The organism is Mesorhizobium sp. M0938, from assembly GCF_040319125.1.
GTDB classification, from domain to species: domain Bacteria; phylum Pseudomonadota; class Alphaproteobacteria; order Rhizobiales; family Rhizobiaceae; genus Mesorhizobium; species Mesorhizobium robiniae.
In genome coordinates this window covers 24,663-50,413 of the sequence record NZ_JAMYNS010000021.1, presented here as the reverse complement: position 1 = coordinate 50,413, position 25,751 = coordinate 24,663, and the positions used below count along the sequence as shown (strand labels likewise).

Here is a 25,751-nt window from a genome sequence, read left to right as displayed (position 1 = left end):
GATGAAGATCCGCCGCATCACCGCAACGCCAATCAACCTCCGGCTCGAAGCGCCCTACGCTTGGGTGTTCGGCGAGCTCGACGGGTTCTCGCCGACCATTGTCGAGGTCGAGACCGAGGACGGACTGATCGGTCTGGGCGAAGCGCCGTCGCCGGCGGCGGCGGCAATCATCAGTGACAATCTTGCGGCACGACTGGTCGGCCGCGACGCTTTCGACATCGCGGGCGCTGAAAATGTCTGCCTGCCTTACTGGACCGGGGTCCAGTCGATCAACGACCGCACCCGCATCATGGCCTTCGGCGCCATCGAGATGGCGCTGTGGGATTTGCGCGGCAAGGCATGGAAGCAGCCGCTCTACCAGCTGCTCGGCGGCGCCATTCGCAAGGACATCCCGTTCACCGACTATTTCTCGCTGCGCGGCGATGGTCCTGGTGTGAAAGGCGAGAGAACGCCGGAAGCGGTCGCCGACTATTGCGTCGAGCTGCACGAGACCTACGGAACGACCTACTTTGAAGGCAAGTTCTCGACCGGGAATGCGAAGATCTCGCTGAGAATGGTGGAGCTGATCCGCACAAAGCTCGGCGACGATGCGATGATCCGCATCGATTCCAACCAGGCGTATTCGCTGGCGACGGCCAGGCTGCTGGCGCGGCCGTTGGAGGAACTCGGCGTGCGCAACTGGGAAGACCCGGTGGCGACCATCGAGGCGATGCGCGAATTGCGCCGCCATTGCTCGATCCCGTTCTCGACGCACAATATCGACATTGCGCGGGCCATGGAGGCGAAGGTGCCGGATGCGTTCGTCGGCAATCCGACCACGCATGGCGGCATCGGCCGCCTGCTGCGCTTCGTCGGTGCCTGCGAACATGCCGGCATCGACTACTGGTGCTACAGCGGCGACAGCGGCATCGGCAGTGCCGCCTACCTGCATGTTTGCGCCGCACTCGGATGGATCAGGGAACCCAACCAGTCGCTGTTTCGCATGCTGCCGATGGATATCACCCTGGAAGGCCCGTTTTCGCCCAAGAACAATGTCGTGCGGGTGCCGGAAGGTCACGGGCTCGGCGTCACGCTGTCGCGCGAGAACCTCGCCGCTTGCCACCGCGACTTTGCCGAGAACGGGCCGTGCAACAAATATCACGACCCGGCAAAGCCGGGGACTTATCGCCGTCTGCCGTTGAACTAGGAGTGATGACACCAGCCAACAGGAAAAGGATACAACAAGAGAAGCCTCGAGCCGTGACAACGATCGGGTATTGCGGACAGAATGGGTGGAAGCAATGCCTCGAAAATCCAAGCCTCTGCCGCAGGCAGCGGATGGACCGAAAAAGACCGCATGCTAAAGCCCCGGTCAACAACGCTCGTTGACGGCCGGGATACGGAGAACTCCACGGATTTTCGTCAACCATAAGAACAAAGGGGAAAGGGTCAAACCCATGAGCAAAGACTATCGCATTCTCGACTTCTTCAGGCGCAATCGTTCGCCGCTCGAAAACCACCTGATCGACGGGCTTGTCGACGGCAGGGTCAGCCGCCGCGACTTCATTCGCCACGGCAGCCTGCTCGGCCTGTCGTTGCCGCTTCTGGGCCGCATCGGTGCTGCCGCCGGCTTTGGCGCCATGCCGTCGCTCGCTCGTGCCCAGGGAGCGCCCGGTGCCACCATCCGCGTGGCAAGCAGCGTGCCCACCGCGGCGATCGATCCGGTAAGCATCGCCGATGCGGGCGGCTTGGTGGTGCTGCAGCAAGTCGCTGAATTCCTCTGCATCGATGGTCCGGACCTCGTGCTGCGGCCGGCTCTGGCTGAAAGCTGGAAGCCGAACGACGACGGCACTGTGTGGACCTTCAAGCTGCGCAAGGGCGTGAAGTTCCACAGCGGCGGCGAGATGAAGGCGGAAGACGTGGTGGCCAGCATCGATCGGCTCGCCGATCCGGCCAACTCCTCCAACGCGCTGTCGGTGTTCAACGGCATCTTGAAAAAGGGCGCGACCAAAAAGGTCGACGACTACACGGTGGAATTCCACCTCGACGCGGCGAACGGCAACTTTCCCTACATGGTGTCGTCCGACAATTACAACGCCGTCATCATCCCGGCGAGCTATGTCGGCGATTACGAGAAGAGCTTCGACGGCACAGGGCCGTTCAGGGTCGATAAATACACGCCGAAGGTCGGGGCGTCGTTCGTCCGCAACGAGGATTACTGGGGCCCGAAGGCGTTGCCGGAGCGCACCGAGTTCACCTTCTTCGCCGACATGCAGCCGCAGATCCTGGCGCTGCAAGGAGGTCAGGTCGACATCATCAACCAGCTCCCGGTGCTGGCCGGCGTCGGCCTGCTGAGCGATCCGAACATCGAAATCATCAGCCTGAAATCGGTCGCGCATCAACAGTTGCATCTGCAGTGCGATGCGGATCCGTTCAAGGATCCGCGGGTGCGCCGCGCCATCGCGCTCAGCCTCGACCGCAACAAGCTGGTTGCCGGCCTGATGAAAGGCCGCGCCGTAGCCGGCAATGACAGTCCGTTCGCCGCCGCCTATCCCTCGACCGACCCGACCGTGCCGCAACGCCAGCAGGATATTGCGCAGGCCAAGCAGCTCATGGAAGCGGCCGGCGCCGGCAAGGGCTTCAAGGTGACGCTGACCACCGAGCGCTATCTGGAAATCCCCGAATACGCCCAGCTCATCCAGAACGCGGTCAAGGAGATCGGCATCGAGCTCGAGCTCAACATCCTCGACCAGAGCGCCTATTACGGCGAGGCGGTGTTCGGCAAATCGAACTGGCTGGATTCGATGATGGGCATCACCGACTACGGCCACCGCGGCGTGCCCAACGTCTATCTCGCCGCACCGTTGAAGAGCGAAGGCACCTGGAATGCGGCGCACTTCAAGAACAAGGACTACGATACGCTGGCGACCAGCTATATCGCCGCCCTTGATCTCGAGGCGCAAAAGGCGGACGCTGGCAAGCTCCAGAAGCTGCTGCTTGAGGAAACACCCGTCATCTTCGGCTATTTCTACGACTACCTGACGGCGACGGTGAAGGGCGTGACCGGCGTGCAGCCGACCGCCATGTCGCAGCTGTTCCTCGACAAGGCGTCGAAAGCCTGAACGGGAGGGAAAGCCAGATCCTCTAACGGCCAGTTCCTGCCTGAAGCTGGCTCCGCAAGGAGTATTAGCCATTCTCTCCTTCCTTGTCCGGCGTGTCTTCCTGTCGCTTGTCACGCTGTTCCTGCTTAGCATCATGGTGTTTCTGGGCGGCCAGGTGCTGCCCGGAAATGTCGGGCGCGCCATATTGGGTCCGTTTGCCGACCAGCGCGCCGTCGATGCGCTCAATCACACGCTCGGCGTCGATCGGCCGCTGCTCACCCAATATTGGAGCTGGATCTCTAATTTCGTGCAGGGCGACATGGGGACGTCCTATATTTTCCGCTCGCCGGTGGCGCCTTTCGTCATCGATGCGCTCGGCAATTCGCTGAAGCTGGCAGCGGTCGCCTTCATACTGGTCGTGCCGATCGGTATTCTAGGCGGTGTCATTGCTGCGCTCAATCTCAACCGGCCGCTCGACCGCATCATCAGCCTCGGCGGACTGTCGGTAACGGTGCTGCCCGAATTCGTCACCGGCATCATCCTTATTCTGATTTTCGGGGTCTGGCTTCGCTGGTTGCCAATCTCTGCCGCATGGCCGCGCGACGCCGGCTTCTTCACCCAGCTTTATTACCTGATCCTGCCTGCCCTGCCGCTGTTCCTGGTGCTGTTCGGCTATATCGCCAGAATGGCACGCTCAGGCATGATCGAGGCGCTCGATTCCGACTACACACGGACCGCGGTCCTCAAGGGCCTGCCGTGGCGGACAGTGATCTGGAGGCACGTGCTGCGCAACGCGCTGTTGCCGACCATCACCGTCATCGCAACGCAGACCGGCTATCTTATCGGCGGCCTCGTCGTGATCGAAACACTGTTTCGCTATCAAGGGATCGGATCGCTGATCTTCACCGCCGCGCGGGGCAAGGATTTCCCGGTCCTGGAAGCCGGCATCCTGACCATCGGCATCGTCTATGCGGTTGCGACATTGGCCGCCGACTTCCTCTATTCCGTGCTCAATCCGCGCATCCGGCTGGGAACAGACCAATGAGCGCCACCGACAGTCCCGCCAGCACCTTGCCGCCTGACAATACGGGCCGGCGCGGGCCCATGGCGGAGGTGTTCTATTCGCTGCTGCGCTCCGGCACCTTTCTCACCGGCCTCGCCATCGTGCTGTTCTGGGTCATCTGCGCGCTGTTCGGTGAACATTTCGTACCCTACGATCCGCTTGCGGACGACATCATCAACGCGCTGGCGCCGCCTTCGGCCGAGCACTGGTTCGGCACTGACCAGATCGGCCGCGACGTCTTCTCGCGCGTCATCGTCGGCTCACGCGACATCCTGACCGTGGCGCCGCTGGCTACATTGCTGGCGACCGTGGCAGGTACGGCGCTGGGCCTGTTCACCGGTTATTTTCGCGGCATCGTCGACGACGTCATCAGCCGCATCCTCGAAGCGTTCATGGCGATCCCGGTGGTCATCGTCGCGCTGCTGGCCATCGTCGCGCTCGGCACCTCCAAGGCCACGGTCATCGTCGTCATCGGCCTCAGCTTTGCGCCGATCATCGCACGCACGGTGCGCTCGGCGGTGCTTGCCGAACGCGAGCTCGACTATGTCGCCGCCGCCCAGCTCCGGCACGAAAGCGCGCTGCATACGATGTTCGTCGAGATCCTGCCGAACGTCATCCCGCCGATCCTGGTCGAAACGACGGTCCGCCTCGGTTATGCGATCTTCGCGGTTGCGACGCTGAGCTTTATGGGCTTTGGCATCCAGCCGCCGTCGCCCGACTGGGGGCTCTCGATCTCAAGCAATTACGGCATGATCGGCGGCGGCTTCTGGTGGACGGTGCTGTTCGACGCACTCGCCATCGCTTCGCTGGTGATCGGCGTCAATCTTGTTACCGACGGCGTGCAGGGGGCTCTCAATGACTGAGCCCGCCAACGCGCTTGAACTGCACGACCTCTCCGTCGCCTACCGCGTCGGCGGCCGCAACCGGGCGGTGCTGCGCAACCTCAGCCTCACCATCAGGCAGGGCGAAGCCTACGGGCTGGTCGGCGAATCCGGCTGCGGCAAATCCACCGTGGCGCTTTCCGTGGTGCGCTATCTGCCGAGAAACGGCTCGATATCAGGTGGGGCGATCTCGCTCGACGGCCAAGACATCATGAAGCTCGACGCCGAGGCCTTGCGCCGCGCCCGCGCGGAAAGCGTGTCGATGGTCTATCAGGATCCCGGCAAGGCGCTGAACCCATCGATCCGCGTCGGCCGCCAGTTGACGGAGATATTCGAGCTCGGCGGCATTTCGGGACAGGCCGGCACCGACCGGGCGATCGCCATGCTGAACCGGGTGCGCATTTCCGATCCGGCCAGCGTCATGCAGCGTTATCCCCACCAGCTTTCCGGCGGCATGCAGCAGCGTGTGGCCATCGCCATGGCGCTTGCCAACGACCCGACCATGCTGATCCTCGACGAGCCGACGACCGGTCTCGACGCGACGGTGGAAGCCGAAGTGCTCGACCTAATCGCACAGCTGCGGCAGGAGCTGTCGGCTTCGATCCTGTTCATCAGTCACAATCTCGCAGTCGTCTCCAACATGTGCGACCGGGTCGGCGTCCTCTACGCCGGCATGCTGGTGGAAGAAGGGCCGACCGACGTCGTGTTCAACGATCCACGCCACCCGTATACGGTCGCCCTGCTGCGCTGCCTGCCGCGCGGCGGCCAGCGCAAGGATCATGGTCGCCTCGACACCATTCCGGGATTCCTGCCCGGCATCGGTGCGGCGATCAAAGGCTGCGCCTTCGCCGATCGCTGCGCCCTCGCTACCGACCGCTGCCGCAACGAATTGCCGCCGCTCTACGATCTGGGCGGCCGGCTGTCGCGCTGCCCCTATCATGAACAGGCGCAATCGCTGCCGCGCGCCACCCCAAGCGATGTCGCCACTGACAGGCCGAAAGCCAAATCCGAGCCAGTCCTCAATATCGAGGGATTGAGCAAGACCTATGCCAGCCACGGCCATGCGCTGCGGGCGGTGAAGGATGTCTCGGTCAGTCTCAGGCCCGGGGAAACGCTTGGCCTGGTGGGTGAATCCGGCAGCGGCAAGACGACCTTCGCCAGGCTGCTGCTCGGCCTCGTGCAGCCGGACCAAGGCGGCACGATCGAACTTGAGGGCAAGAAGCTGGCGCCTCGACTGGACAGCCGCAGCGCGGACCAGATCAAAGCCTTGCAGATCGTCTTCCAGAATCCGGATTCGGCGCTGAACCGCTCGCATTCAATCCGCCATCTCATCAGCCGGGCGCTGAAGAGACTGGCCGGCCTCAGCGGCAAGGCGTTGGAGGCACGCCTGGACGAACTCGTCCGTTCGGTTCGACTTACCGACCGGCATCTTGCCGTCAAGCCGCGCCAGCTTTCGGGCGGACTGAAACAGCGCGTCGCCATCGCCCGCGCCTTCGCCGGTGACCCGCGCATCGTCGTCTGCGACGAACCGACCTCGGCGCTCGACGTATCGGTGCAGGCGGCCATCCTCAACCTGCTCGCCGACCTGCAGTCGAAGGAGCATGTCAGCTATATCTTCATCTCACACGATCTGGGGGTCGTTCGCTATCTCTCCGACCAGATCGCTGTGCTCTATCTTGGAAGGATCATGGAGCTGGGTCCCTCCGAAGATGTCTTTGCCGGCCCGCATCACCCCTACACGGAAGCGCTGCTGTCGGCGGTTCCCAAGCTGGACCAGAGCGAGACGTCGCGCATTCGTCTCGACGGCGAAATCCCCAGCGCCACCAATCCGCCGTCGGGCTGCGTGTTCCACACGCGCTGCCCACGCAAGATCGGAGCGATCTGCGAGGAGCAGGAGCCGCCGCTGGCTGAGGCTAAGCCCGGCCACACGATCCGCTGCCATATTCCCTACGTTGAGTTGGCAATGCTGCAAATGCCGAAGACCGCCGAAACGGAACCCGCCTGATCGCCGCCGGGACGCTGCTTAATCGGCCATGCTGAAAGCGCGGTCATTTTCCGAAAAACCCTGATCGCCCGACCAGTTCTTTGCCAGCGTCCGCAGTCCGGACAGCGCGACCTCAAGAACATCGGACGAGGCTGGATTGCTCGGATAGGCGAGATAGATCGGTCTTTGGAACACCGGCGCACCCTCGATGCGCCGGAGTTCGCCGCGTTCGATGTGGCCGCTAACCGCGCTCAGCGGCAGATAGGCGGCAGCCTGCTGCGACAGAACATGCTGCAGCCCGATGAACACCAGCCCAGCCGATATTGCCGGCTTCACCATCGCGGCGAAGGCGCGATCATGCTCGATGCGAAATTCCAGCCCCCAGTCCATGAGAATGTAGTTCTCGGTCCATGGCCCGGTTTGCGCGGCATGCTGGACCAGGACGACCTGATCGACCGCCAGCGTTTCATAGGCGATGCCGGGATGCGGCCGTGGCAGATAAAGGATGCAGATGTCGAGCAGGCCCTCCGCCAGTTGATCGATCGCCAGGTCAGGAAAGCTGCCTTCGAGCCGCAACGCAACGTTCGGTCGCCTGGCGCGCATCCATTCGACCCATGGCGAGGTGATCAGATCCCACAGATAGGCGGGAGCGGTAAGCCGCAGCAGCGTCTCGTAGCCATCGGGAACCGCGATATCTTGCCTTGACTGTTCCCAGGTGCGCGTAATCGAGGAGGCATGCGGCAGGAACTGCCGGCCGGCCGGTGTCAGCGTGACGCCGTCGCGATCGCGAACGAAAAGCCGGCGCCCCAATTGCTCCTCGAGACCCCGGATCCGCGCGCTGACAGTCGATTGTGCGAGGTTGAGCCGGTTAGCTGCGACGGTGAAACTGCCATGGGTGGCAACCTCGAGAAAACTGCGCAGGTTTTCAGTATCCATGCCGGCTCCTGCATCGAAAATTTCGATGACACCTATCAAAAAATATCGCTTTTCGGTCGCGGTCAACAATGAACTAGATGGCAAAGCCCCACGAGACGCGAGGGAATGCAGCCATGCCGAAGCATTTCAAGACGATCGATATCGCCCGCAGAAACCTGAGCTCAATCGAAAATTCCGCTGTCGACGAACTCCTGGCCGGCAGGCTCGACCGCCGTGATTTCCTTCGCCATGGCAGCATGCTCGGCTTGTCACTGCCGTTCCTGGGCGGCATCGTTGCCGCCGCCGGTCTTGGTACCCAAAAGGTACGCGCTGCCGGCACGCCGGGCGGAACCGTCCGCGCCGGCATTGCTACGCCGGGCGGGGCAATCGATCCGGTCACCTATTACGACAGCGGCAGCTATCAGCTGGTTTTCCAGACCGCCGAATTTCTCTGCGTCACCGAACCAGACCTGACGCTGCGGCCGGTGTTGGCGGAAAGCTGGGCGCCGAACGAGGACGGCAGTGTCTGGACCTTCAAACTGCGCAAGGGCGTCAAGTTCCACAATGGCGAGGATTTCAAAGCCGACGATGTCGTTGCGACGTTCGACCGCCTCGCCGACCCGAGCGGCTCGTCCAACGCGCTGTCGGTGTTCAAGGGGCTGCTATCGAAAGGCGGCACCCAGAAGGTCGACGACCACACCGTCGCCTTCCATCTCGACGCGCCGAACGGCAGCTTTCCCTACTCGGTGTCGATCGACAACTACAACGCCGTCATCCTGCCGGCGAGCTACAAGGGCGACTACGAAAAAACCTTCGAGGGGACCGGTCCCTTCCGGCTCGAAACCTACACGCCGAAGGTTGGCGCGACCTTCATCCGCAATCCAGACTATTGGGGTGAAAAAGCGTTTCCCGATCGTCTCGAGTTCAAGTTCTACGGCGACGTGCAGCCGCGCATCCTGGCGCTGCAGGCGGGCGAGGTCGACCTTCTCGACGCCATTCCGCTCGATGTCAGCCAGGTCATGCTGAACAATCCCGACATCACGGTGCTGCGCGTGGCCTCGACCGCCCACCGACAGCTGCACATGCGCTGCGACATGGCGCCCTTCACCGACAAGCGGGTGCGCCAGGCCCTGGCCCTGAGCATCGATCGCAGCAAACTGGTCGACGGGCTGTGCCGCGGCATGGCCGCGACCGGCAATGACAGCCCGTTCGCGCCGGCCTTTCCGGCGACCGATAAATCGATACCGCAGCGCACGCAGGATATCGTCAAGGCAAAGCAATTGCTCGAAGCGGCGGGACTGGCCAGCGGCTTCGACATGACGCTGACGACGCTGCGCTATTCCGACATTCCGGGCTACGCGCAATTGTTCCAGAACTTCGCCAAGGAGATCGGCGCCCGCATTTCGCTCAACATCGAGGATCAGGACAAATATTACGGGAAGGCGGTGTTCGGCCAGTCGGACTGGCTGGACAGCCCGCTTGGCATCACCGACTACGCGCATCGCAGCGTGCCGAACGTATTCCTGAAAAGCCCGTTGGTCAGCGACGGGCCATGGAACGCGGCCCACTTCAAGAGCTCCGCCTATGACGGCCTGGTCACAAGCTATCTGAAGGCGCTCGACATCGGCGCGCAGCGAAATGCTGCCTCCGAGATCCAGAAACTGCTGCTCGACGAGACGCCGGTGATCTTCAGCTATTTCCCGGACTTGCTGGTACCTGTGCGCAAGAATGTCAGCGGCCTGCCGCCGATCGCCGCCGGGCTGCTGCTCGACCGCGTGTCGATAGGCGGACCATGACCGCTCACCAACGCCAGATCGCGAAAGAAAAGAAACGGGAGACTACCATTCGCAAGCCCCATTTGCGCGGCCGGGGGCCGCATTTTCCTTTGCTCGACACGATCGAGCAGTACGAGTTCGAACCTGGCTACGTCGCCTTCACCATGCCCTGCCCCAAGCGGCTGCGCGTACAGGTCGGCTCGATAATCGTTGCCGACACGACCAAGGCGCTGGTCTTCTACGAGTCCGATCATCTGCCGGTCTATTACTTCCCGATCGGCGACGTGCGCGAGGAGTTCCTGCTGCCCAGCCGGACGACAACGGAGGACCCGTTCAAGGGCGTGGCCACTCATTATTCGCTGAACACCGGCATCACGCTGGTCGAGGACGGCGCCTGGCGTTACCTCAACCCGGTCAAGGGCTGCCCGCCGATAGCGGACTACATGTCCTTCACCTGGAGCAAGATGGGGCACTGGTTCGAGGAGGACGAAGAGATCTTCGTCCATGCCCGCGACCCGTTCCGCCGGGTCGACTGCCTGCCCTCGTCACGGCGGGTGCAGGTCATCCTCGACGGCGAGCAGGTCGCGGATTCACGTCGCGGCGTGTTCCTGTTCGAGACCGGCCATCCGGTGCGCCACTATCTGCCGATCTCAGACACGCGGCTCGATATGTTCGCGCCCAGCCGCTACATCTCGCGCTGCCCCTACAAGGGCATCTCCAATTATTATCACGTGACGACTCCCAAGAAGCGCCACGAGAACCTCGTCTGGTACTATCCCGAACCGGTGCACGAAGCCGAGCGCATCAAGGGGCTGGTGTGTTTCCACCATGAACTGGTCGACAAGATTCTTGTCGACGGCGTCGAAATCCCGAAGGAAGCCACGGCCGCGTCGGACGGCTATTTCTGAGCTGTTCTCCCCCAACGTCCGCTGAAATCCAATAGCCGCAGTGACTGCAACGCGCAGTCGCCGGGGCTATGTGTTTGCGTCGCATTGCAGTGATCCGACGCTGCCTCTTCACCAATCCCTGGAGTAGTTCGCGTTGCTGACACCTGCACCGCCCGTCGAAGATTTGCCGAATTGCCGATTGAAATATTTTTCAAATGGAAATAGGAATGTTCAAAAGATGAGTTTGGCGCTGCGGCGCGTCTGGAATTGGAGGAGCGATATGTCCCATCCGCAATTTGCAGCGGAACTTTTGCAACGCGCCGAAAAGCAGGGACCGATCACCATCGGGCTTGCCGGCGCCGGGCAGATGGGCACCGACATTGTCGTCCAGGTCGCGCTGATGCCAGGCATGCGGATCGGCGCCATTTCCGAGGTCAGGCCGCAGGCGGCGATCGACGCGGCGCTGCTCGCCGGCCACGACCGCTCCGATATCGTGCAGGCCGGCAATGCAGCGGCCATCGACCGTGCCATCGAGGCCGGCAAGATCGCGGTGACCGAAGACCTGCACGCACTCGCCGCCGCCGGCCGCATCGACGTCATTATCGACGCGACAGGCAATCCCAACATCGGCACGCTGTTCGCGCTCGAAGTGATGAAGAACGGCAAGCACATCGTCATGCTCAACGTCGAGGCCGACATCACCATCGGCCGTTTCCTGAAAGAGGAAGCGCGCAAGGCCGGGGTCGTCTATACGGGTGCGGCCGGCGACGAGCCGGCCTGCACGCTGGAGATCATCGGCTTTGCCAGGAGCCTCGGCTTCGACATCATCGCCGCCGGCAAGGGCAAGAACAATCCGCTGAAGATCGACGCCATGCCGGCCGACTACGAGAAGGAGGCCGCCGAGCGCAACATGAATGCGCGCATGCTGGTCGAGTTCGTCGACGGTTCGAAGACGGCGATCGAGATGGTGGCGATCGCCAATGCCACCGGCCTGGTACCCGACGTGCCGGGCATGCACGGCCCGACCGCGACGCTGGAGGAACTGGCCAGCGTGCTCTGCCCGCGCGAGGATGGCGGCGTGCTGCACCGCAAGGGCGTCGTCGATTATTCGATCGGCAAGGGCGTGGCGCCCGGCGTGTTCTGCATCATCGAGACAAGGCATCCGCGCGTGCTGGAGCGCATGGTCGACCTCAAGGTCGGCAAGGGCCCCTATTTCACGATCTTCCGTCCCTATCATTTGACCAGCCTGGAAGTGCCGTTGTCGGCGGCACGCGCCGTTGTCTACAAGCGCGCCGACATGGAGCCGCTCGACCATCCGGTCGCCGAGGCGGTGGCTGTGGCCAAGAGCGACCTTGGCCTCGGCCAGTCGCTGGGTATGATCGGCGAGAACGACTATCGCGGCTTCGCCATGACCTGGGAGGACGCGCGCGCCCGCGGCGCCCTGCCGCTCGGCCTCGCCGAGCGAGCCAAGGTGGTCAAGCCGGTCAAGACGGGCGATTTCCTCACTTATGAAAACTGTGTACCCGACGATTCGATGGTGATAACCCAGATCCGCCGTCGTCTCGACCAGTCGGACGGGCGGTTCGTTACAAACGCAGCCTGACTCCACCGGATCATTGCCTGATGGACGATGTCGTAATCGGGATCGACGCCTCGACCACGGCCGTGAAGGCGATCGCTTTCACCCGCGACGGCAAGGAGCTGTTCCAGGCGCGCGAAGCCTATCCGCTTTCAAATCCCAAGCCTGGCCATTTCGAGCAGGATGCCGAACATTGGTGGACCGCACTGGTCGGTGCACTAAAGCAGGTCACTGAGGCGGTTGGCGCTTCACAGGTGGCGGCGATCTCCATCGCGCACCAGCGAGAGACCTTCACGCTGATCGATCATGCCGGCAAGCCGCTTATTCCGGCGATCCTGTGGCTGGACGAGCGCGCCCGCCCGCAAGTCATCAGGCTGTCGGCGGAACTCGGTCGCGAGACGATCCGCGACTGGAGCGGCAAGCCGCCGGACCCGACGCCGGCGCTCTATGCTGTTCGCTGGCTTGTCGAACACCAGCCGCAAGCGCTCGGCGAGGCAGCTTCACTCGTCGATGTGCATGGCTTCTTCGTCCACCGGCTGACCGGGCGTCTGGTCACCAGCACGGCAAGTGCGGATCCGCTCGGGCTGCTCGACATCAAAACCAGCACCTGGCACGCTGAGCTCGTTGCGGCCGCCGGGCTGCGGCCGGACCAGTTGCCGGAACTGGTCGCGCCCGGCACGATCTGCGGCGGGCTCAATGAAAGCGTGGCCCGACTGACCGGCCTGAAGGCTGGCACGCCTGTTGTCGCCGGCGCCGGCGATGGCCAGGCAATGGGCCTCGGCATGGGTGTCCACGGCGAAGGCAAAAGCTATCTTTCGCTCGGCTCAGGCGTCGTCAGCGGGTGTTATTCCCATGGGATCAGGACGTCGGATGCGTTTCGAACGCTGGTCTCACCGACTGGCTCGGGATTCATGCTGGAGACGGTGCTGCGGTCGGGCATGCAGCTGGTCGACTGGATCGTGCGCACGACCGGCTCGCCGTCGGCCGCAGCCCTGGAGAGAGCGGCGGTCGACGTTGCCGCCGGCAGCGAGGGCCTGCTCGTCATGCCCTATTGGGCCGGTGTCATGAGCCCCTATTGGGACGGTGCTGCGCGCGGCGCGATCGTCGGCCTGTCGCTCGATCACCAACCGGAGCATCTCTTCCGCGCAGTTCTGGAAGGCATCGCTTTCGAGCAGGCGATCGCCAGCGAGGCGATGGAAGCTCAAGCCGGCGGTAAGCCGGCGGCGATGATTGCCGCCGGCGGCGGTACCAATTGCGCGCTGCTGATGGAGATCATGGCAAGCGTGCTTGAGCGGCCGCTCTTCGTTTCGCCCGTCAACGAGGCGGCAGCCTTGGGTGCTGCCATGCTAGCGGCCTCGGCTCTCGGATGGTTTGCCTCGCCTGAGGCTGCGGCCGAGGCGATGACGGCGCCGCCGACCAGGCATGTCGCCCCGGTCGAAGGGCTGGTCTCCGATTACCGCGCGCGCAAAGAAATCTACCGCGACCTCTATCAGGCGACGCGCGACATCCATGCCCGCCTCGAGGCGCTTGGAAAGGCTTAGCGGTTGAGCAGGCCCTTGGCCGCATCCTCGTCGGTGATCAGAACCGATACCTTGGTGTTGGCGAGCGCCGCCCGCATGATGGCAATCTTTTCCTGTCCTCCCGAGACCAGGATGATGGCCGGGATGTCCGCCAGATCCTGCAGCGGATAGGCGCAGACCCGGCGATTGACCTCATGGTCGACTAGCCGCCCCTCGGCGTCGATGAAATGACATAATATATCGCCAACTGCGCCGGCCGCCTGCAGCTCCTCGAGTTCGCTGGGCTTGATGAAGCCGTAATTGGCGATCGGGCTGTCGTTTGAAAACGATCCGACGCTGAGCACGGCGATGTTTGCCCGGCGCGCGCGAAAGACGACGTCCTGAACGCTGCGCTGGCTCATGAAGGCGTCGCGCTGCTCCGGCCGGTCGGCATAGACCGGCACCGGCAGCAAGAAGCACTCGGCGCCGATCTTTTCGGCGAATTCCCAGGCGCTCTCGGTCGGGTTGAGCGGTTGGGCATGCGTCAGGCCGCCCAGCATGGAGACCACCGTCGTCCTGGCGATCGGCCGCCGCGGCAGTTCGTTGATGGCAAATTTCAGCGTCCGCCCCCAACCCAGTGCAATGACATCGCCGGCATTCACATTGTCGGCCAGATAGGCGCCCGCGGCATGGCCGATCATCAGCGGTGCGTTGCTTCGATCGGCGGCCGACGGCACCACAACGGCCTGGCTGAGGCCGAAACGCTGCTTCAGGGCCTCTTCCAGCACCATGCATTCGACGACGCTGTCGCGGATGCGGAACTGGACAATGCCCTCCTCACGCGCAGCGGAGAGGATGCGATGCACCTTGATGCGACCGATGCCGAGGATCTCCGAAATCCTCTCCTGCGTCAGGCCCTCGACATAATAGTGCCACGCGGCACGGGCCTTCAGCTCGGCATCCGGGAAGCGCGAGGCCTTGTCATTTTCCGTCATCGCCATCTTTTTGCCCTCCCGCGGATCCTTCGATGTCATTCAGACGGCGCATCCGACCGAGCGATGCAAATCGTTCTGCGTACCCAGCATTCAAGATCTAAGACATCGACAGGATATCGTCCACAACGCGAGATGAATCCAAAATGGTCAACATTTACTTTGTCTTGGCCGAGCTGCCCTGCCTCAATCAACCGAAATGAATTCGCAGGATGAGACCAGACCCGAAACGCGGCATTTCGTGCCCTTCCGTAAGACAAACCGCCTGGTGGCGCAAACTGGCGTGGAATGATGCGGCGGGCCTTGACAATTTTCCGACGAACAGTTTAGCTGAACAAAATTGCATATCAAAGATAAATTGTTCACAGGGAGGTGCCTGGTGAACAAGAGTAAGCCGGCGACGCAACGCCGGATTGCTGATGGAGGAGACAAAATGGCTGTGAGCAACGGTGCAAGCGACTTGAAGGCCGGCCCGGGCGCGCCAGCCGCGGCGGGCGCGAAGCTCTCGACCCTGTTCGCCGGAACCATGGGGCCGTTGATCGGACTGGTTCTTCTGTGCCTTGCGCTGTCGCTGACCACCGACACGTTCCTGACCGTGCGCAACATCCTCAATGTCCTCGACCAGGTCACCGTGCTCGGCATCATGGCGATCGGCATGACGCTGGTCATCCTGATCGGCGGCATCGATCTGTCCGTCGGCTCCGTGCTGGCGCTCGCCGCCATGGTGATGGGCTTCGTCGCCCATCCCGACCACCTCAACCTCGGCATGCCCGCCGGCATCGTCGCGGCACTTGTCGTTGCTGGACTTTGCGGTCTGGTTTCAGGCCTGCTCGTGACCGTCACCAAGCTGCCACCCTTCATCGCCACGCTGGCCATGATGTCGGTGGCGCGGGGTCTCGCCAACATGATCACCGACGGCTCGCAGATCATCGGCTTTCCCGACTGGTTCACCAGCCTGTCGATCATTCGCCATTTCGGCTTCCTGTCGGTCACCGTCGGGCTGATGATCGTGCTGGCCATCATCTTCGCGATCTTCCTGAACTATCGCGCGACCGGCCGCAGCCTCTACGCGATCGGCGGCAGCGCCGAGGTCGCCCGGCTGTCCGGCATACCGGTCAAGTCGCTGACCAACTGGGTTTACGCGGTCTGCGGCGTGCTGGCCGGGCTCGCCGGCATCGTGCTTGCAGCACGGCTCGATTCCGTCCAGCCGAGCTCCGGCTTCGGCTACGAGCTGGACACGATCGCGGCGGTGGTGATCGGCGGCGCCAGCCTATCGGGCGGCGTCGGCTCGATCGGCGGCACCGCCATCGGCGTGCTCATCATCGGCGTGCTGCGCAATGGGCTGAACCTGCTCGGCGTGTCGCCTTTCATCCAGCAGGTCGTGATCGGCGTGGTGATCGCGCTGGCGGTAGCCACGGATACGTGGCGGCGTAGAGCGCAATGAGATTCACCCGGGTGTCCGGGCGAAAACGGATCGGTGATCCGAACTGGGAGTTGTTCGGCCAAGGGCGCGGTGATGCGCGGCGGAACAGATTTGAACATCAACGGAGGAAACACATGCTGACCAAACGTTCATTGCTGCTTGCTGCCGCAGCCGTCATTCCGCTGCTCGGACTGTCCGACATGGCGTCGGCCAAGGAGGCCAAGAAGCTTGGCCTTGCCGTCGCCAATCTACAGGCCGACTTCTTCAACCAGATCAAGCAGTCAGTCGAAGCCTACGGTAAGGAAAAGGGCATCGAAATCGTCACCGTCGACGCCAAGGGCGATTCAGCGACGCAGGTCAGCCAGGTGCAGGATTTGATCACGCAAAATATCGATGCGCTGATCTACATCCCGGCCGGCGCTACCGCCGCCACCGTGCCGACCAAGACGGCCAAGGCTGCCGGCATCCCGGTCATCAATGTCGACCGCAATGCCGACGGCGCGCCGGGCGACACCTTCATCGCCACCAACAGCGTGGCATCGGCCAAGGCGGTTTGCGACTACATCGCCAAGCAGGCCGGCGGCAAGGGCGAGCTGATCATCATCCACGGCCAGAAAGGCACGACGCCGGAGGTCGACCGCTCGAAGGGTTGCGGCGAAGCGCTGAGCGCCTATCCCGACATCAAGGTGGTCGGCGAGTTGTGGAGCGAAGGCTGGCATCAGGACGAAGGCTTCAAGCTGACCCAGGATCTCTTACAGTCGCATCCAGACGTGTCGATCGTCATCGGCCAGGCCGATGCGCTGGCGCTCGGTGCCGCGCAGGCGGTCAAGGTCGCTAATCCCGGTCACAAGGTCTGGGTTGCCGGCTTCGACGGCGACGTGGCGGCGCTCAAGGCATTGAAAGGCGGCGTCTTCGACGTAACTGCGACGCAGCAGACACAAGGCATGGGCCGGCTTGCCGTCGACGCGGCGATCAAGCTGGTGGCCGGCGAAGCCGTTCCCGCAGAACAGCTGCAGGACGCGACGCTGACCACCAAGGACAATGTCGATCAGTTCATCGCCAAGCATCCCTGACAATCGGTAGCGGAACGATGTCCTTGGATCCCAGCCATACGCAGACCCCGCATCTGGGGCTCTTCGTCAGCGGCCTCTGCAAGAGCTACGGACCGGTCCAGGTCCTGGCCGATGCGAGCTTCGAGGTGCGGCCGGGTGAGGTCGTGGCGCTGCTTGGAGAAAATGGCGCCGGCAAGTCCACCGTTTCGAACATCATCGCCGGTTCGACCAAACCCGATGCCGGCACCATCACATGGCGGGGGAAACCCTATTCCCCCGCCTCTCCCGCCGCAGCCATCGACGCCGGCGTCGGCATGATCCACCAGGAATTGAAGCTGCTGCCGGACCTGTCGGTGGCCGAGAACGTCTATGTCGGGCGGCTGCTGATGCGCGGCGGCCGCATCGACCGCGCAGTGATGAATGCGCAAGCATCGGCGCAACTGAGGCGCCTCGGCCTCGATGTCTCGCCGGAGCGCAAGGTGCGCACGCTGCGCATCGCCGCCCAGCAGCAGGTCGAGATCGCCAAGGCGCTGACGCTCAATGCCGAGCTTCTGATCTTCGACGAACCGACGGCAGCGCTTGGCAGCGAAGAAACGGAACTTCTGTTCCAGCAGATCCGCAAGCTCAAGGCGGAGGGCATGTCCTTCATCTATATCAGCCACCGGCTGGATGAGATCGCTGAGATCGCCGACCGCGTGGTGGTGATGCGCGACGGGCGCATCGTCGCCCGGCACGAGCGCGCCGACATTCCGGTGCGCACCGTGGTCGAGCAGATGGTCGGCCGCAGCGTCGAACGGATGTTTCCGCCGCTCTCTGAACCGGGCAGCGAGACGTTGCTCGAGGTCGAGAACGTGTCCTCGCCGGAACGCAGCTTTCAGAATGTCAGCTTTTCGGTGCGGGCCGGCGAAATCCTCGGCATCGCCGGACTGATCGGCGCCGGCCGCACGGAGCTGGTGCGGGCGATTGCCGGCGCCGATCCGATTTCGTCCGGGTCGGTGCGTGTCGCCGGCAAACCGGTGCACCTCAATGGCCCGGCGGCGGCGATCAAGGCCGGCGTCGTGCTGGTGCCGGAAGACCGCAAGGCGCAAGGCGTGGTGCTCGACCAGACCATCGGCGAGAATCTGGCGATCGGCAATTTCGACCATGTCGCGCCGAATGGCTGGGTGTTTCCGAGGGCGGTGCAGAAATTCGCCGAGGCAGGCATCTCCAGGCTCGGCGTCAAGGGCCGGCCGAACCAGGCGATCAGCAAGCTTTCCGGCGGCAATCAGCAGAAGGTGATCATCGCCAAATGGATTTCACGGCCGCCCAAGGTGTTCATCCTGGACGAGCCGACACGCGGCATCGATGTCGGGGCGCGTGCGGCGATCTATGACGTCATCGCCGACCTCGCTCGCTCCGGCATGGCGGTGGTGGTGGTGAGCTCCGACCTCGAGGAAGTGCTCGGCCTGTCGCATCGCGTGCTGGTGCTGAGCCGTGGCCGCCAGCGCGGCATTCTCGACCGCAGCGAGGCCAGCAACGTTGCCGTCATGGAACTTGCCACGAGCTAAGGCGTAACCGGGAATCGGAACAAAGCGCAGCAGGTGATATCCTCCCAAGCACCGGACCGCGCGGGGCGCCAGCTAGGACTGGCGCCCCTTCATTCCCTAGGCAGCACCGGCGGCTCAACAGGAAACATTTCGATGAAACTTTTCGATCTTCATGGGGACGTTGCTCTCGTCACCGGCGCCGGCAGCGGCATCGGGCAAGCAATCGCCATCGGCCTGGCCGAGGCCGGCGCCGACATTGCCTGTTTCGGTCATGCCTCAAAGGGCGGGCTGGAGGAGACTGCGCACAGGATCTCGCAGCTCGGCCGCAAGGCACTGGTGCTGACCGGCACCGTGACTTCAGAGGCCGATCTCGCGGCGGCGGTCGAGCGCACGGAGAAGGAACTCGGTGCGCTAACCATCGCCGTCAACAATGCCGGCATTGCCGGGGCCGAGCCGGCGGAGACGCTGTCTCTCGAGACGTGGCAGAAGCTCTACGATGTCAACGTCAACGGCGTGTTCCTGTCCTGTCAGGCCGAAGCGCGCACGATGCTGACGCGCGCCAAGGGCTCGATCATCAATATCGCCTCGATGTCGGGCTCGATCGTCAACCGCGGCCTGACCCAGGCGCATTACAATTCGTCGAAGGCCGCCGTCATCCACATGTCTAGGAGTCTCGCCATGGAATGGGCCGATCGCGGCCTGCGCGTCAACGTCGTCAGCCCCGGCTACACGCTGACGCCGATGAACAAGCGGCCGGAGGTCGCCGAACAGGTCAGGATCTTCGAGCGCGATACCCCGATGGGGCGCATGGCAGCGCCGGAAGAGATGGTCGGCCCGACCGTGTTCCTGGCCAGCCGCGCTTCTAGTTTCGTCACCGGCATCGACCTGATCGTCGATGGCGGCTTCGTCTGCTGGTAGGAGAGAAAATGCAGAAGCGATTTGAAGGTAAGACGGCGGTCATCACAGGCGCCAGCGGCGGCATCGGTGCGGCAATGGCCAGGCGCTTCGCGGCGGAAGGTGCTGCGGTCGTCGTCAGCGCCATCGACCAGCGCGTCGAAGAGATCGCCGCTGGCCTCAAGGCTGAAGGCGCCAAGGTCGCATCGCTGCGCATGGACGTGACCAAGAAGGACGAGGTCGTCGCCCTCTACGATCTGGCCGAGCAGCAGTTCGGCCGCGTCGACATCTCGGTGCAGAATGCCGGTGTCATCACCATCGCCCGGATCGAGGCGATGACCGAGGCCGAATGGGACAAGGTGATGGCGGTCAACACCAAGGGCGTATTCCTGTGCTGCCAGGAGGCGATCGCGCGCATCCGCAAGCATGGCGATGGCGGACGCCTGATCAACACCGCCTCCGGCCAGGCGCGGCAGGGTTTTATCTACACGCCGCATTATGCCGCGTCGAAATTCGGCGTCGTCGGCATCACCCAGAGCCTGGCCAAGGAAGTGGCCAAGGAGAAGATCACCGTCAACGCGATCTGCCCCGGCATCATCGACACCGACATGTGGGCCTACAACGACGCTGCGTGGGGCAAGCTGATGGGCAATTACAAGCCCGGCGAGCTGATGGCCGAATGGGTAAAGAATATTCCGATGGGCCGTGCCGGCAGCGGCGAGGATGTTTCCGGTCTGGTCAGCTTTCTGGCCAGCAACGACGCCGCCTACATCACCGGCCAGACCATCAATGTCGATGGCGGCCTGATCATGTCGTGAGGATAGTCGGACGGCAGTGCGCCGCTCGAATTTCATGGTCGGCACGGCGTTAGTCGTTGCGCGACATGAACGTTGGTATATATAATTTCATCCCATGAAAATGGCGTCGGTGACCGCCGGCAGCCGACATCATGGGACCTTGATGGCTCGCAAGCTTGAGGGCGCCGCAAGACCGGCGATCGATCCGCGGATCACTGCTTCGGCAGCTCGGCAGTCATGACGCGACCCGTCCCGCACGACATCCTTATCGAATTGGGCACTATTTCCTCCGCGCCGACAGTAATGTCGTGCCATTGGGTCTTGCGCAACGACCGGCTTTGCCAACACAATCAAAAAAAGACGCCGGAAGGGAACGAACGATAACTTCCACCAGAGCTTGACAGGAGAACAAGCATGCCACTGCGGAGTATGATTTCCAGACTATCAATGGGAGCCTTAACACTTGCCGCGGCAAGTGTGCTGACGTCTTCGGCCCAGGCTGCGGCGCCGGAATCCAACGACCCGATCAAGATCGCGCTGTTCGACTGGACGAGTGTCAATCTCAACGCGAAAATCCTCGGCGGCATTCTTGAAAAGCTTGGCTACACGGTCGAGTACCCGACTGCCGATTATCTCTCCAGCCTGACGACCGGACTTACCAATGGCGATCTCGCTGTCGCCATGGAATTCTGGGACACGACGGCCGGCGAAGCCATGAAGGCCTCGGATGCGACCGGGCAGACCGAACGCCTGGGTAAACTCGGGCCCAAGGCCAAGGAAGAATGGTGGTATCCCGAATACATGAAGGAGAAATGCCCGGGCCTGCCGAACTGGGAGGCGCTGAAGGACCCGAAATGCGCAGAGGCCTTTTCCACGGCGGAAACCGCGCCGAAAGGGCGCTATCTCGGCGGTCCCGTGACATGGGAAGGCTTTGACGACGAACGCGTCGAGGCGCTGAAACTGCCCTTCACCGTCATCCATGCCGGCACCGATGCGGCGATGTTCGCCGAACTGGATTCGGCCTATCAGCGCAAGGCGCCGATCATGCTGTGGGTCTATTCGCCGCATTGGGCGCCGGCCAAATACAAGGGCGAATGGGTGGAATTCCCCGACCATACGGCGGAGTGCTACAACGATCCGAAATGGGGCACGAATCCGGACGCCAAATATGACTGCGGCAAGCCGCATGGCGAGATCTGGAAATATTCCTGGGCCGGCATGAAGGACAAATGGCCGGTCGCCTACAAGGTCGCGAAGAACTACACGGTCGACACCGACGAGCTCAACAAGATGAGCGGCGAGATCGATCTCGAAGGCAAGACGCCGGAAGACGTCGCCGCTGCCTGGATCGCCGCCCATGAAGCCGACTGGAAAGCCTGGGCGCAGTGATCGTTCCAACTGGAAACTGCGAGACCTGGTCATTCATGGCCGGGTCTCTATCCCATATTCCAGAAGGACGACTGCATGGCCGATACGACTGAACAGGTGCCGCAAGCGGCGGGCACGCCAAGGGATGCCCGCCCGATAAAACTTGCCTGCCGCAACGTCTGGAAACTGTTCGGCGCGAACGCGGCCAATTTCATCCGCCAGCGCAACGGCGCAGCCAGCATGGCGGACGTCGCGGCGGCCGGGCTGGTCGGGGCGGTGCGCGCCGTCGACCTCGAAATCCGCCAGGGCGAGATCTTCATCATCATGGGGCTTTCGGGCTCGGGCAAGTCGACGCTGGTGCGCTGCATGTCGCGGCTGGTCGAGCCGACGCATGGCAAGGTCGAGTTCGAGGGCAAGGATCTGCTGAAGATCTCCGATGCCGCGCTGATCGAATTGCGGCGCCACCGGATGGGAATGGTGTTCCAGAATTTCGCCCTGCTGCCGCATCTGAACGTGCTGGAGAACATCGCCTTTCCCTTGGGCATTCAGGGGCAGGATCGGCCTACGCGCGAGAAACGCGCGCGGGAAGTGATCGAGCTTGTCGGCCTGCGCGGCCGTGAGCATTTCTATCCGCGCGAGCTTTCCGGTGGCCAGCAGCAGCGTGTCGGCATCGCGCGCAGTCTCGCCACCAAGCCGGAGATCTGGTTTCTCGACGAGCCGTTCTCGGCACTCGATCCGCTGATCCGCCGCGAGATGCAGGACGAGCTGATGCGGCTGCAGACCATGCTGCACAAGACCATCGTCTTCATCACCCATGATTTCGACGAGGCCATCCGGCTGGCCGACCGCATCGCCATCATGAAGGACGGCGAGGTCATCCAGATCGGCACGCCGGAAGAGCTGGTGGTCAATCCGGCGACGGACTATGTCGCCGAATTCACCCGCGACGTCGACCGCGCCAAGGTGATCTCGGCGCGAAGCCTGATGCGCGCCTGCGACGGCACCGAGCATGGCGGCGCGGTTACGCCGGATGCCAAGATATCAAGTTTTTCGGCCGACATCGTCTCGGCCGGCAAGCCGTTCGCGGTGGTCAACGGCACCGGCAAGCCGATCGGCGAGGTCACGCCGCAAGCGGTGATCGATCTTCTGGCCGGCATCGATCGTCATGGGGCCGGCGCATGACGGTGACGGCAAGCGCCAGCGCAGCGAGACCCCGGCCGGTTCAGACCTGGCTGGTTATCTGGGCCTGCGCACTCGCCGCCGTGCTCATCGTGTTCCTGCTGCAGGACAGAATGCCTTGGGCCGTCAATTATCCGGCCGATGCAGTCGTTCCCGTTGCCGACTGGGTCAGCGTGTTGATGAACTGGCTGAAGCGGAACCTAGCCTGGCTGACGCGGTCGATCACCGCGGCGCTCAACGTGCCGCTCGATTTCGCGCTCAATCTTTTGGCCAAGAATTTCAAGATCGGCCATGGCGCGGATATGGTCGTTCTGCCGCGTCTGTCATGGGTTGGCGTCTGTGCCGCCGCATTCCTGGCCGGACGCGCCGCCGGCGGCTGGAAGCTCGGCGCGCTGGTCGGCGGCTGTTTCCTCTACATCGCGCTGTTCGGCCAATGGACCAGCGCCATGCTGACGCTGGGGCTGATTTCCATCGCCGTGCCGTTCTGCATCGTCACCGGGCTGTTCGTCGGCATCTGGGCCTGGCGCAAGCCTTGGGCGGAGAGGCTGTTGATCTCCCCTGCCCTCGACCTGATGCAGACCATACCGACCTTCGCCTATCTGATCCCGATGCTGCTTTTGTTCGGCAACAGCCCGGTTTCGGCGATGATCGCGACGGCCATTTTCGCGACGCCGCCAATGGTCCGGGCGACCATGCTTGGGCTGTCGCGGGTGCCGTCCGAGATCGACGATTTCAGCGAAATGGCCGGCTGCACGGCGCGCCAAAAACTGTGGCGGGTGTTTTTGCCATCGGCGCGTCCAGCGCTGATGGTCGGCGTCAACCAGGTCATCATGCTGGCGCTCAATATGGTGATCATCGCTTCGATGATCGGCGCCGGCGGCCTTGGCTACGACGTGCTGCTGGCGCTCAGGGCACTGAAGGTCGGCGAGGCGATGGAAGCCGGCCTCGCCATCGTCGCACTGGCGATCGCGCTCGACCGGCTGAGCCAGGCGATCGCGCGCAATCACGCGCAGGGCCATGTCTATCAGGAAACCAGCCCGAGCTTCTGGCGCCGCTATCCGAATCTGACGCTGGCCATCGCCATCCTTGCAGCAACGACGCTGCTTGGCCTGTTCGTGCCGGCCTTCGCCGCAGTGCCGAAGGCGATCACCCTGACCACCGCACCAATGTGGAAGACAGCGGTGAGCTGGATCACGATCAACTTCTTCGACACGATCGAGGCGTTCCGCGTGGCGCTGATCCTCAATGTGCTGAACCCGGTGCGCGCCTTCTGCGAAGGCTTCCCATGGCTCGGCGCGGTGTTCCTGCTCGGTCTTGCCGGCTACCAGCTCGGCGGCCTTCGCCTGGCCGCTCTGGTCGCGGCGCTGACCGTGTTCTGCGCGGTGACTGGCCTCTGGGAAAAAACCATGGCAACGGTCTATCTCTGCGGTATCTCGGCTTTCATCGCTTGCCTGATCGGCATCCCGATCGGGCTGATGGCATCGCGCAGCGACCGTGTCGAAAAGATCGTCACCCCTGTTATCGACACGCTGCAGGTGCTGCCGTCGTTCTGTTTCATCATCCCGGTGGTGATGCTGTTTCGGGTTGGCGACGTGACGGCGATGATCGCCACCGTCGCCTTCGCCGTGGTGCCGGCCATCCGCTACACCAATCACGGCCTCAGGCAGGTGCCGCCGGCACTGATCGAGGCGGCGAAGGTTTCGGGCTGCACCAAACGCCAGACGTTCCTGCGCGTGCAGCTGCCGCTGGCGCTGCCGGAGATCATGCTCGGCGTCAACCAGACGATCCTGATGGCGCTGGCGATGATCATCATCTGCGCCATGGTCGGCACGCGCGATCTTGGCCAGGAGGTGTTTATCGCGCTGTCCAAGGCCGATTCCGGCCGCGGCATTGTCGCTGGCCTCGCCATCGCCTTCATCGGCATCGTCGCCGACCGGCTGTTCAACGCCTGGACGGCGAAGGCACGGGCTAGGCTGGGATAGCCGGAAATAGAGGATCGCGCGCGCCGCGAAACGTCGGCTTCCAGAAGCTGTCCCTGCCAAGCTGATCGCAAGAATGTCAGCTCTGGGGCCGCAAACGGACTGACGGGTTCGGGCGGTAAATATTCAGAGCGGACGTTCAAGATCGGTTTCATCGCCTCGACGTCCGAGCCACGAATTCGAAGAAGGCTTTGACGCTGTAGGCGACGGCCGTCGGGATGCGTGAGCACGCGCAATGCGGGTCAACTCGGGAATGGGGTCCACAACGAGTACGAGGGTCCGATTCGGGATCGCCGAGCGCAATCGGCAGGGGCGCAACGGTTTGTTTCGCATCCACCCCCTAACCGCAGCCGAAGAAATAGCAAATCATCGTTCCGATCAGGGGTATCCCGGCTATCACGCCAGCAACATGCTCGTATTTCTCGCGAGGCAAATTGCTGTCACGGGCTTGGTTGTAATCCGAAACCGTGCAGTTGGGGTATTTGGTGCCGGTCGACACCCTGAGGAACTCGCGTCCTGGGTCGATGTCTCCCGTTTTCCATTCCACCACGAGGTTGGCGTTCTGGCACGATACGTGGAACAAATAGTCAGTCGCTTGGGCTTCGCTCGCCAGGAAAGAAGACACCAGCGCGGCGACGTACCAAAGTCTGCGCAATTTCATTGCCTTCCCCACAACCGATTCGGCGGAGCGAGAGATTAGCCTCATTGTAAGGAACCGAAGCATTGAGCGCTTCACCCTCAAGGGTGGAAGCGCGTCGATAGGCATCATAAGTGGGATTGCCATCGCCCGCATGACCCAATTGGGTCGAATGCGGGCGCGTTTAGTCCCAGACGAATGAGCAAAGTCCTTGGTCGGGCTCCCGATACACCCGGCTGCC

20 protein-coding genes are annotated in these 25,751 nt (G+C 62.9%); 17 read left to right on the top strand and 3 right to left on the bottom strand.

Annotated elements, in window-relative coordinates; genetic code table 11:
• Position 1: 1 nt before the first annotated feature.
• The 5 genes from NKH73_RS28045 to NKH73_RS28025 all read left to right on the top strand — a co-directional run bounded on the left by NKH73_RS28045 (position 2) and on the right by NKH73_RS28025 (position 7,029).
• A complete protein-coding gene (locus tag NKH73_RS28045) occupies positions 2-1,186 on the top strand; it encodes a mandelate racemase/muconate lactonizing enzyme family protein (RefSeq protein ID WP_352937768.1) in 1,185 nt (394 codons plus the stop codon).
• Between the two features lie 250 nt (positions 1,187-1,436).
• Positions 1,437-3,101, top strand: a complete 1,665-nt coding sequence (locus tag NKH73_RS28040) for an ABC transporter substrate-binding protein (RefSeq protein ID WP_352937767.1) — start codon at positions 1,437-1,439, stop codon at positions 3,099-3,101.
• A 70-nt stretch (positions 3,102-3,171) separates the two neighbouring features.
• Positions 3,172-4,125, top strand: coding sequence for an ABC transporter permease (locus NKH73_RS28035; protein ID WP_352937830.1), 954 nt, complete (start codon positions 3,172-3,174; stop codon positions 4,123-4,125).
• Positions 4,122-5,006 carry an ABC transporter permease gene (locus NKH73_RS28030; RefSeq protein WP_352937766.1) on the top strand — a complete coding sequence of 295 codons (885 nt, stop codon included), beginning with the start codon at positions 4,122-4,124 and terminating at the stop codon, positions 5,004-5,006. Before NKH73_RS28035 ends, NKH73_RS28030 begins: the two co-directional genes overlap by 4 nt.
• Positions 4,999-7,029, top strand: a complete 2,031-nt coding sequence (locus NKH73_RS28025) for a dipeptide ABC transporter ATP-binding protein (protein WP_352937765.1) — start codon at positions 4,999-5,001, stop codon at positions 7,027-7,029. Before NKH73_RS28030 ends, NKH73_RS28025 begins: the two co-directional genes overlap by 8 nt.
• Before the next feature lie 18 nt (positions 7,030-7,047).
• On the opposite strand, the gene NKH73_RS28020 is transcribed toward NKH73_RS28025, so the two are convergent.
• The gene (locus NKH73_RS28020) at positions 7,048-7,944 is read right to left on the bottom strand and encodes a LysR family transcriptional regulator (RefSeq protein WP_352937763.1); all 897 of its coding nucleotides are present in this window, start codon (positions 7,942-7,944) and stop codon (positions 7,048-7,050) included.
• 113 nt (positions 7,945-8,057) lie between these two features.
• Between NKH73_RS28020 and NKH73_RS28015 the strand changes: the two genes are divergently transcribed.
• The 4 genes from NKH73_RS28015 to NKH73_RS28000 all read left to right on the top strand — a co-directional run bounded on the left by NKH73_RS28015 (position 8,058) and on the right by NKH73_RS28000 (position 13,705).
• A complete protein-coding gene (locus NKH73_RS28015; protein ID WP_352937762.1) occupies positions 8,058-9,719 on the top strand; it encodes an ABC transporter substrate-binding protein in 1,662 nt (553 codons plus the stop codon).
• Positions 9,716-10,606, top strand: coding sequence for a DUF427 domain-containing protein (locus tag NKH73_RS28010; RefSeq protein ID WP_352937760.1), 891 nt, complete (start codon positions 9,716-9,718; stop codon positions 10,604-10,606). Before NKH73_RS28015 ends, NKH73_RS28010 begins: the two co-directional genes overlap by 4 nt.
• Before the next feature lie 259 nt (positions 10,607-10,865).
• Positions 10,866-12,188 (top strand): NAD(P)H-dependent oxidoreductase, encoded by a 1,323-nt coding sequence (locus tag NKH73_RS28005; protein WP_352937759.1) that lies wholly within the window; start codon positions 10,866-10,868, stop codon positions 12,186-12,188.
• A 20-nt stretch (positions 12,189-12,208) separates the two neighbouring features.
• Positions 12,209-13,705, top strand: a complete 1,497-nt coding sequence (locus NKH73_RS28000) for a xylulokinase (RefSeq protein WP_352937757.1) — start codon at positions 12,209-12,211, stop codon at positions 13,703-13,705.
• Here the strand turns inward: NKH73_RS28000 and NKH73_RS27995 are convergent.
• The gene (locus NKH73_RS27995) at positions 13,702-14,664 is read right to left on the bottom strand and encodes a sugar-binding transcriptional regulator (protein WP_352937756.1); all 963 of its coding nucleotides are present in this window, start codon (positions 14,662-14,664) and stop codon (positions 13,702-13,704) included. The two genes, NKH73_RS28000 and NKH73_RS27995, sit on opposite strands and share 4 nt — an antisense overlap.
• Before the next feature lie 424 nt (positions 14,665-15,088).
• On the opposite strand from NKH73_RS27995, the gene NKH73_RS27990 reads away from it, so the two are divergent.
• The 8 genes from NKH73_RS27990 to NKH73_RS27955 all read left to right on the top strand — a co-directional run bounded on the left by NKH73_RS27990 (position 15,089) and on the right by NKH73_RS27955 (position 24,876).
• Positions 15,089-16,099, top strand: a complete 1,011-nt coding sequence (locus NKH73_RS27990) for an ABC transporter permease (RefSeq protein WP_352937755.1) — start codon at positions 15,089-15,091, stop codon at positions 16,097-16,099.
• Positions 16,100-16,212: 113 nt separating this feature from the next.
• Complete coding sequence (locus NKH73_RS27985) at positions 16,213-17,151, top strand: sugar ABC transporter substrate-binding protein (protein ID WP_352937753.1); 939 nt, start codon at positions 16,213-16,215, stop codon at positions 17,149-17,151.
• Between the two features lie 23 nt (positions 17,152-17,174).
• Positions 17,175-18,677 (top strand): sugar ABC transporter ATP-binding protein, encoded by a 1,503-nt coding sequence (locus NKH73_RS27980; RefSeq protein WP_502894042.1) that lies wholly within the window; start codon positions 17,175-17,177, stop codon positions 18,675-18,677.
• A gap of 132 nt (positions 18,678-18,809) precedes the next feature.
• On the top strand, positions 18,810-19,574 hold the full coding sequence (locus NKH73_RS27975; protein ID WP_352937749.1) for an SDR family oxidoreductase: 765 nt from the start codon (positions 18,810-18,812) through the stop codon (positions 19,572-19,574).
• A gap of 8 nt (positions 19,575-19,582) precedes the next feature.
• Positions 19,583-20,368 carry an SDR family oxidoreductase gene (locus NKH73_RS27970; RefSeq protein ID WP_352937748.1) on the top strand — a complete coding sequence of 262 codons (786 nt, stop codon included), beginning with the start codon at positions 19,583-19,585 and terminating at the stop codon, positions 20,366-20,368.
• Positions 20,369-20,761: 393 nt separating this feature from the next.
• Positions 20,762-21,736 carry an ABC transporter substrate-binding protein gene (locus NKH73_RS27965; protein WP_352937746.1) on the top strand — a complete coding sequence of 325 codons (975 nt, stop codon included), beginning with the start codon at positions 20,762-20,764 and terminating at the stop codon, positions 21,734-21,736.
• A 75-nt stretch (positions 21,737-21,811) separates the two neighbouring features.
• Positions 21,812-22,897: a quaternary amine ABC transporter ATP-binding protein gene (locus NKH73_RS27960; RefSeq protein ID WP_352937745.1), complete on the top strand. Its 1,086-nt coding sequence runs from the start codon at positions 21,812-21,814 to the stop codon at positions 22,895-22,897.
• Complete coding sequence (locus tag NKH73_RS27955; protein ID WP_352937744.1) at positions 22,894-24,876, top strand: ABC transporter permease; 1,983 nt, start codon at positions 22,894-22,896, stop codon at positions 24,874-24,876. Before NKH73_RS27960 ends, NKH73_RS27955 begins: the two co-directional genes overlap by 4 nt.
• A gap of 337 nt (positions 24,877-25,213) precedes the next feature.
• Here NKH73_RS27955 and NKH73_RS27950 read toward each other — a convergent pair whose 3' ends face one another.
• Positions 25,214-25,534, bottom strand: a complete 321-nt coding sequence (locus tag NKH73_RS27950; protein WP_352937743.1) for a hypothetical protein — start codon at positions 25,532-25,534, stop codon at positions 25,214-25,216.
• Positions 25,535-25,751 lie beyond the last annotated feature (217 nt).

Bases quoted from the DNA above. Each gene is read 5' to 3' on its own strand.
- NKH73_RS27950 (WP_352937743.1), bottom strand. From the start codon at position 25,534: ATGAAATTGCGCAGACTTTGGTACGTCGCCGCGCTGGTGTCTTCTTTC.
- NKH73_RS28010 (WP_352937760.1), top strand. From the start codon at position 9,716: ATGACCGCTCACCAACGCCAGATCGCGAAAGAAAAGAAACGGGAGACT.
- NKH73_RS28020 (WP_352937763.1), bottom strand. From the start codon at position 7,944: ATGGATACTGAAAACCTGCGCAGTTTTCTCGAGGTTGCCACCCATGGC.
- NKH73_RS28030 (WP_352937766.1), top strand. From the start codon at position 4,122: ATGAGCGCCACCGACAGTCCCGCCAGCACCTTGCCGCCTGACAATACG.
- NKH73_RS27975 (WP_352937749.1), top strand. From the start codon at position 18,810: ATGAAACTTTTCGATCTTCATGGGGACGTTGCTCTCGTCACCGGCGCC.
- NKH73_RS27965 (WP_352937746.1), top strand. From the start codon at position 20,762: ATGCCACTGCGGAGTATGATTTCCAGACTATCAATGGGAGCCTTAACA.
- NKH73_RS27955 (WP_352937744.1), top strand. From the start codon at position 22,894: ATGACGGTGACGGCAAGCGCCAGCGCAGCGAGACCCCGGCCGGTTCAG.
- NKH73_RS27960 (WP_352937745.1), top strand. From the start codon at position 21,812: ATGGCCGATACGACTGAACAGGTGCCGCAAGCGGCGGGCACGCCAAGG.
- NKH73_RS28025 (WP_352937765.1), top strand. From the start codon at position 4,999: ATGACTGAGCCCGCCAACGCGCTTGAACTGCACGACCTCTCCGTCGCC.
- NKH73_RS28000 (WP_352937757.1), top strand. From the start codon at position 12,209: ATGGACGATGTCGTAATCGGGATCGACGCCTCGACCACGGCCGTGAAG.
- NKH73_RS28045 (WP_352937768.1), top strand. From the start codon at position 2: ATGAAGATCCGCCGCATCACCGCAACGCCAATCAACCTCCGGCTCGAA.
- NKH73_RS28040 (WP_352937767.1), top strand. From the start codon at position 1,437: ATGAGCAAAGACTATCGCATTCTCGACTTCTTCAGGCGCAATCGTTCG.
- NKH73_RS27995 (WP_352937756.1), bottom strand. From the start codon at position 14,664: ATGGCGATGACGGAAAATGACAAGGCCTCGCGCTTCCCGGATGCCGAG.
- NKH73_RS27970 (WP_352937748.1), top strand. From the start codon at position 19,583: ATGCAGAAGCGATTTGAAGGTAAGACGGCGGTCATCACAGGCGCCAGC.
- NKH73_RS28005 (WP_352937759.1), top strand. From the start codon at position 10,866: ATGTCCCATCCGCAATTTGCAGCGGAACTTTTGCAACGCGCCGAAAAG.
- NKH73_RS27990 (WP_352937755.1), top strand. From the start codon at position 15,089: ATGGCTGTGAGCAACGGTGCAAGCGACTTGAAGGCCGGCCCGGGCGCG.
- NKH73_RS28015 (WP_352937762.1), top strand. From the start codon at position 8,058: ATGCCGAAGCATTTCAAGACGATCGATATCGCCCGCAGAAACCTGAGC.
- NKH73_RS27985 (WP_352937753.1), top strand. From the start codon at position 16,213: ATGCTGACCAAACGTTCATTGCTGCTTGCTGCCGCAGCCGTCATTCCG.